At 63.0% G+C, this 6325-nt stretch carries 7 protein-coding genes; 1 reads left to right on the top strand and 6 read right to left on the bottom strand.

All coding sequences use genetic code 11. From position 1 onward, the window contains the following. Positions 1-50: 50 nt before the first annotated feature. The 4 genes from AC1DHD_RS13085 to AC1DHD_RS13100 all read right to left on the bottom strand — a co-directional run bounded on the left by AC1DHD_RS13085 (position 51) and on the right by AC1DHD_RS13100 (position 3042). Positions 51-866 carry an alpha/beta fold hydrolase gene (locus AC1DHD_RS13085; RefSeq protein WP_476880128.1) on the bottom strand — a complete coding sequence of 272 codons (816 nt, stop codon included), beginning with the start codon at positions 864-866 and terminating at the stop codon, positions 51-53. Continuing rightward, on the bottom strand, positions 863-1336 hold the full coding sequence (locus AC1DHD_RS13090) for an SRPBCC family protein (RefSeq protein ID WP_441410705.1): 474 nt from the start codon (positions 1334-1336) through the stop codon (positions 863-865). Before AC1DHD_RS13090 ends, AC1DHD_RS13085 begins: the two co-directional genes overlap by 4 nt. Beyond that, entirely contained in the window at positions 1329-1682 is a 354-nt protein-coding gene (locus AC1DHD_RS13095) for an ArsR/SmtB family transcription factor (RefSeq protein ID WP_476880129.1), read from the bottom strand. The genes AC1DHD_RS13090 and AC1DHD_RS13095 overlap by 8 nt, the downstream gene beginning before the upstream one ends. 79 nt (positions 1683-1761) lie before the next feature. Further along, positions 1762-3042 carry an IS110 family RNA-guided transposase gene (locus AC1DHD_RS13100; RefSeq protein WP_476880130.1) on the bottom strand — a complete coding sequence of 427 codons (1281 nt, stop codon included), beginning with the start codon at positions 3040-3042 and terminating at the stop codon, positions 1762-1764. 495 nt (positions 3043-3537) lie between these two features. Here AC1DHD_RS13100 and AC1DHD_RS13105 point away from each other — a divergent pair, with 495 nt between their 5' ends. Then, positions 3538-4740: an IS110 family RNA-guided transposase gene (locus tag AC1DHD_RS13105; RefSeq protein ID WP_476880131.1), complete on the top strand. Its 1203-nt coding sequence runs from the start codon at positions 3538-3540 to the stop codon at positions 4738-4740. 35 nt (positions 4741-4775) lie between these two features. On the opposite strand, the gene AC1DHD_RS13110 is transcribed toward AC1DHD_RS13105, so the two are convergent. Together AC1DHD_RS13110 and AC1DHD_RS13115 are read right to left on the bottom strand one after the other, a co-directional pair. Then, positions 4776-5519: a TIGR03943 family putative permease subunit gene (locus tag AC1DHD_RS13110; protein WP_476880132.1), complete on the bottom strand. Its 744-nt coding sequence runs from the start codon at positions 5517-5519 to the stop codon at positions 4776-4778. Then, the coding region (locus AC1DHD_RS13115) for a permease (RefSeq protein ID WP_476880133.1) at positions 5509-6325 on the bottom strand (817 nt) is incomplete at its 5' end. The genes AC1DHD_RS13110 and AC1DHD_RS13115, both read right to left, overlap by 11 nt.

A 6325-nucleotide genomic window follows, 5' to 3' on the forward strand; every position in this document is an offset into this window, starting at 1 on the left:
GTCTATTCCGGTCTGTGGGCGAAATGAATTTGGTGAGAGTGGTCAACGGGTCAGTTGGTGAAGAACCCGCGGAGTTCGGCTGCCATTGCTGCGTCTGAGACTTGGTGTGTTTGGCCCTCGAKGGTGCGGTGAAGGGCCTGGGGGATCGCGGCGGCTGTTGTTGCTTGAGCTGAGGTCATGACCGGGGCGGCTTTTCCACCGACCATGACAAGGGTCGGCACCGTGATTTTGGCGAACCGGCCGGTGGGTGCGGTGAAGTTGTTGGTAACGGCAATTTCATTGGGGAGGGTGTTGGCGGCGTCCTTTTGGCTCTTCCAGATCTTTGGCATGAGGCGCAGCATGAGGGGCACAAATGCAGGGACGCCGATCATCTTGACCAAGAAGTAGGAGACCATCGCGCCGCGCTTGTTTTGGGCGAGCAGTGAGTTCAGGTGCCCGGCGTGGTCGACGGGCGTTCCGTCGACGTTCCCGATTCCCGTGTAGGGGGCCTCGTAGGTGGCGAGCTTGCGCATCGGGATACCCGCCGCTGCTGCTTCGAGGGCGAGGGCCGCACCGGAGGAGATGCCATAGACGTAGGGGTCTCCGCCCGCATGGGTGATGACGGCGGCTAGGTCTTCGATTTCGCGTTCCACGGAGTAGGGCCGTGTATCACCGCTGTCGCCGCGGCCGCGACGGTCGTAGAAGTACACGGTGAAGGAGTCGGCCAGCGTGGTGGCCAGGGCCCGCGCCGGGCCGAAGGACCGGCCGCAGAAGGCGCCGTCAACCAGGACCAGGGAGGGGCCGGAGCCGATGTGTTCGACGGAGATGGGGGTTCCGTCCGCTGAGGTGATCTGGGTGACCTGGCTTTGGGCGGCGCTGGTTTTCATGCTGTGGGCCTTTCGAGGAGGGTGTCGAGTTTGGTGAAGGACAGTATCCATCCGGCGTGGGTCATGTCCCGGATCTCGTCGGTGAACGGGCCTTGATGGAGGGTCATGCGCGTCCGGTCGCCGTGATCGTGGAACTGAAGCCGCAGCACGACGTCGTCCACGGGCCCAGCCTCGGTCAGCGCTGTCAGTTGAATCTCGAGGGATTCCGGTGCCTGAAAGGCGGTGATGCGCCCCCGGATGGGGTGGCTGGCCCCGGTAGCGTTGTCGACCATGGTCAACTCCCACCGGCCCTGCTCCACGAGCTCCACGATGATGCTGTCCACGGGTACGTGAACTCCTTCAGGCCCGAACCATGAGGCGAGGAGTTGGGGTTCGGTCCAGAACCGCCAGACCGTGTCCCTGGGGGCGGCGAAAGAGCGGGAAATGAAAACATCGTGTTCTGTGACTTCCTGCTGGCGCCCCTCAGACATCTCGGCCCTTTCCCGTAGGTGGGGTGTCGCGCTGAAACGAGGCCAGCGCGCCGTCGAGTTTGTCGAAGGACTCACCCCAAAACTTCTTGTACCGCTCCATGTACTCGCTCGCTTCCTTAAGCCGGTCGGGCTCCAGATGACTGAACCGGGCAGTCGCTACCCGGTTCCGGGAGATCAGGCCAGCATTTTCCAATACCTTCAAATGCCTCGAAATCGCCGGTTGGCTGATCCTGAAAGGCGCCGCGAGGTCGGACACCTGCGCGTCACCGTCAGCGAGCCGCTGCAGAATAGCCCGCCGAGTCGGATCGGCCAACGCCGCGAACACTGCACTCAATTCATCAAGCATCAAAACCATAACCTTGTCGTTATATAACCTTGTGGTTTTAGAGTAAGTCTGGTTTGAGTAAAGCGTCAAGCCTTGAGTCTCAGCTAACGGCGCCCGGTAACGCATTTGTCCTTGCTGCAGCTGTCGTCGGAGGTGTGCGGCGTGGCATTTCGGCCTGGTCGATGAGCCATTTCCGGTAGGCGCCGGCCAGGGCATCGTTGCGGATATGTCCGCGTTCCAGACGCGAAATGATGGAAACCCATTGACCAAGTTCGCCGGCGACGGTCGTTAAGGTCATGCCGAGGTCTGTCCGCCTGCGGCGGAGGTCGGAGTTGTCGGGTGCGGGCCGGGGATTGGTGATCTGACGGTAGATTTCCCTGGCTGCGTAGCGTTTGAGGCAGCGCATGATTTCGCGTTTGCTCTTTCCCTCTGACGTGCGTTTAGCCACGTACTCCTTGGTCCGTTGGCACGAGYCCATGCGCACCAGAACAACCTGGTGCAAGGCATTATTGGCGCTGCGGTCGCCGCCCCTGCTGAGCCGGTGGCGGGTTGTCTTGCCCGATGAGGCTGGCACCGGGGCGACGCCGACGAGCGAAGCGAACTGGGCCTCGTTCCCCAGACGGTCCGGATTGTCCCCGACGGTGATCAACAACTGGCTGGCCACTTCGGTTCCGACTCCTGGGAGATCACAAAGCATCGGAGCATAGCCGTCCAGGATTTCCTTGAGTGCAGCGTCAGCAGCCGCGATTTCCGTTCCCAGCGCTTGGCATCGGGCTGCCAACGCCTTGAGCGTCAGCAGAGTCACGTACTCGGGGTCAGCCATATGCCCGGAAGGTCTCGTGCGCTGCAGGGCAGGAATCAGCGCTGAGGTGGCCAGTGCCCGGTATTTCGCCCGGATCTTGTCCGGGGCTGAAACGAGGAGCGCCTTGATCTGGTTGATGGCCGCAGTGCGGGCCTTGATGGCTGATGCGCGCCCGGAACGTACGATCCGCAGGCATTCGACGGGGCCGTCTTTGGCCTTAGGGATCGCCTTGGTCCGCCCCTCGAGCACGGACTTGGCGGCCTGGTAGGCATCCAACGGGTCTGACTTCCCTTTGAGGCGACGGGCGGCCCGGTTCGGGCGGTTTACCTCCAGCACGGTGAGCCCTTCACCCCGAAGAGTTCGGGCGAGTTCGGCACCGTAGGAGCCTGTTCCTTCGACCCCGACGGCTACGACTGTGCCGTAGGAAGTGATGAAGTCGATGATTTTCCGGTATCCGGATCCCACGGCCAGGAATTCCMTGTCTGCAAGGGGTTTGCCGTGTTCGTTGATCACGGCTACGTGGTGTGTGTCGGCGTGGGTGTCGATACCCGCGATGACTTTTATTGGTTCGCTTGCCAAGATGGAAATTGCCCCTCAGTCGCGTCGAATGCTGATTGATCGGGCGCGGGCCAGGTGGGCAGACAAAACGGTAATGGGACTGGTCGTATCAGGCTCCTATGAGGTCATGTCCGCCTGGCCCGACACCCCTTTTAACGGACCTTGAGCCGGCGGACAGATCGTCGGGAAGACAGTGCCGCCTGGTACGTCAATTTTTGGCTGGGTCACGCCGGCTCAAGGACTGTTCCAGTATTACCGCTTTTTTGGCTGCTGTCCTTATGTTGTTACCGGGTGAAGTTCCGCGGCCATTGTAGGGTCGTGGCTACCCAGGGGAGGCGGGTATGGCTTTGTTGCTGTGGCCGGACGGCTTCATCCGTGACGGCTCCGAAGGATTGGCCACCCGCCACCACGCGATGACCCGACCGCTGATTGAGAAACGCGACATGATCGCCGGATAAGGACACGACGGCGCGGTTATCTGCCGGGTTCCACCCATCCGACAGACTGGAGGCTGTTTTGACAAAATTGTGGGCCGGAATCGACGTCGGCGTCGATCACCACTGCGTCGTGATCGACGCCGACGGAACACGGCTGCTCTCGCAGAAAATCCCCAACGACGAACCAGCCCTGCTGGACCTCATCGTCAACGTCCTCAAACTCGCGGCCGGAGATGAGGTCACCTGGGCGACCGACCTGAACCACGGGGGACCGGCCTTGCTGATCGCCATCCTCGTCGCCCACGGCCAGAACATCCTCTACATTCCCGGCCGGACCGTGCACCACGCCTCCAAAATTTACCGTGGCGATGGCAAGACTGACGCCAAAGACGCCGCCGTCATCGCCGACCAGGCCAGGATGCGCAAAGACCTCCAACCCCTGCGGGCCGGTGACGAGGTCAGCACCGGGCTGCGGATCCTCACCGCCCGGCGGGCCGACAAATCCGCGGACCGGGTCCGGGCAATCAACCGCCTGCAGGCCCAGCTGCTCGAATACTTCCCCGCCCTGGAACGGGCCTTCGACTACAGCCGCTCCAAAGGAGCGCTGCTGCTGTTGACCAAGCACCGCACCCCGGACGGGATCCGCCGCACCGGCCAAACCAGGCTGCACGCCTGGCTGAAGAAACACGCCACCCGCTCCTCCGCAGCAGTTGCCGCAGCCGCCGTCGAGGCCGCGAAATCCCAGCACACCACCGTCCCGGCCCAGCACCTCGGGGAACAGATCGTCGCCGCACTCGCCCGGGAAATCCTGACCCTGAACGAGGAACTCGCCGCACTCGATGCACTGATCAGCGAGAAAGTCACCGAACGCCAGCACACCGAGGTGCTGTTGAGCATGCCAGGGTTCGGACCAGTTCTGGCCGCCGAGTTCCTTGGCGCCACCGGCGGTGACCTCACCGTCTTCCAGACCGCCGACCGATTCGCCGGCGTCGTAGGACTGGCACCGGCCCCCAGGGATTCAGGGAGAATCAGCGGCAACCACCACCGGCCTCGCCGCTACGACCGCAGGCTGCTGCGCGTCTTCTACCTTTCCGGGCTTTCGGCGCTGAAAAGCTGCCCGGCTTCCCGGACCTACTACGACCGAAAACGCACCGAAGGGAAAACCCACATCCAGGCCATGCTCTCCCTCGCCAGACGGCGGCTGAACGTCCTTTGGGCCATGCTCCACGACGGCACCCCCTACACTCCGGGCCCGGCGCTGGGAGCCCGCCCGGCCCCGTGACGGGCCCGCCCTGCGGTCCGGCGTGCGGATTGCCTCTAGTAGACGTAGGGCTGTTGGGGTTGGGTGGTTGCGGCGATCTGTCCGGGGTTGAGAAGAAGATGGGAGGCGCTGTCATGCCCCGGGTTGGGGCTGAATTGGCCGCTGACGGTGACCCAGCTGTCGGTTTTGTAGAGTTTTTGCCAGCCGGGGAGGTGGACGGGAACACCCACCGGTTGCGCGTCGACGGTGCAGCAGGTGACCACAAAGCGGGTGACGTAGAAGGTGTTGGCGGGGTCGTCCTTGTCCGCCGTGACGAACCCGGTGACGGTAGCTGTTTTACCGGTGAAGTAGGCGTCTCCGGGGCTGTAGCGCAGTAACGACGCCCAGCCGCGGATGTYGAAGGTCGCCGGATCATCTGCCATCAGGGTGCTGGTCTGGTACCGGCCCAGGGTGCCCGAGACGTTTAGGTCCCGCTGATTGGCCGCGGCGGAGCTCAAGGTTGCCGGCGGTAGGAACAAGAGGCCGATAAGGGCGGCGGACACGATCAGCAGGCTGCCGGCTGCCCGGAGGCGGCCGGGTGTCTTTGCTGGTTCCGGGTGTCGGTCGTGGGCTGCTGGGACCATGACGAACGCGGACAGGGCGGCTGAGGCCGCGATCAGGGTCATGGTCACGGTGAAAACGGTGTACCGCGGGTGGATATACAGGTCGAGTTTGCCGGTGATTGCCAGCCAGAGCGTCGCGATGATCCCGATCAGGCTGAGCATCACGCCGTGGCGGCCGGCGAAGCCTTTAAAAAGCAAGGTTCACCGCCCATCCCAGCACGGCGGAGCAGAGCCCGATGACCAAGGTCAGGTGGAGCAGGGTTTTGGTCGTAAACGTGGTGCGCAGCAGGGCGAGCATCTTCACGTCGATCATCGGACCGAACACGAGGAATCCCACCACCGCGCCGGGAAGGAACGTCGCACCGAAGGAAAGAATGAAGAACGCGTCGACGGTGGAACAGATGGCGACCACGAAGGCGAGGGCCATCAGTGCCAGCACGGACCATACGGGGTCACTGCCGAGCGTCACCATCACTTCCCGCGGGATGCCGACCTGAATGAGTCCGGCCAGTCCTGCGCCGATGAATAGGGCCGGCATCATCGCGTTCGTTTCCCGGGTAAAGAGTTGGATACTTTGCCTGACTTTTCCTTCGGTCCGGTGGTGATGACCTTCGGTTGCGCAGGTTTGCTCGAATCCGGGCGTTAGAACGCTTCCGGTCGGTCGGTCCCGGTACATCCAGCCGACAAGGTTGGCGATGAAGAACCCCCCGGCGATCCGCCCCGCCAGGATGCCGTTGTCCCACCCGAATGCCTGCTGGGTGGTGATGATCGTGATGGGGTTCAGGATGGGGGCCGCGAACAGAAACGTCATTGATTCGCCCACCGTCAGCCCGTTGACCATCAGCCCGCGCGCCATCGGGACATTTCCGCATTCGCACACGGGCATCAGCATCCCCAGCAGGGAGAGCAGCAAGCGCCGCAGGACGGGCGAGGCCGGCAGCCGGCGGAAGAGAAAGTCGGCGGGCAGCCAAATTTGCACCAGGATCGAGACCAAAATCCCGAGG

Source organism: Arthrobacter sp. 05L45_2 (assembly GCF_056397525.1).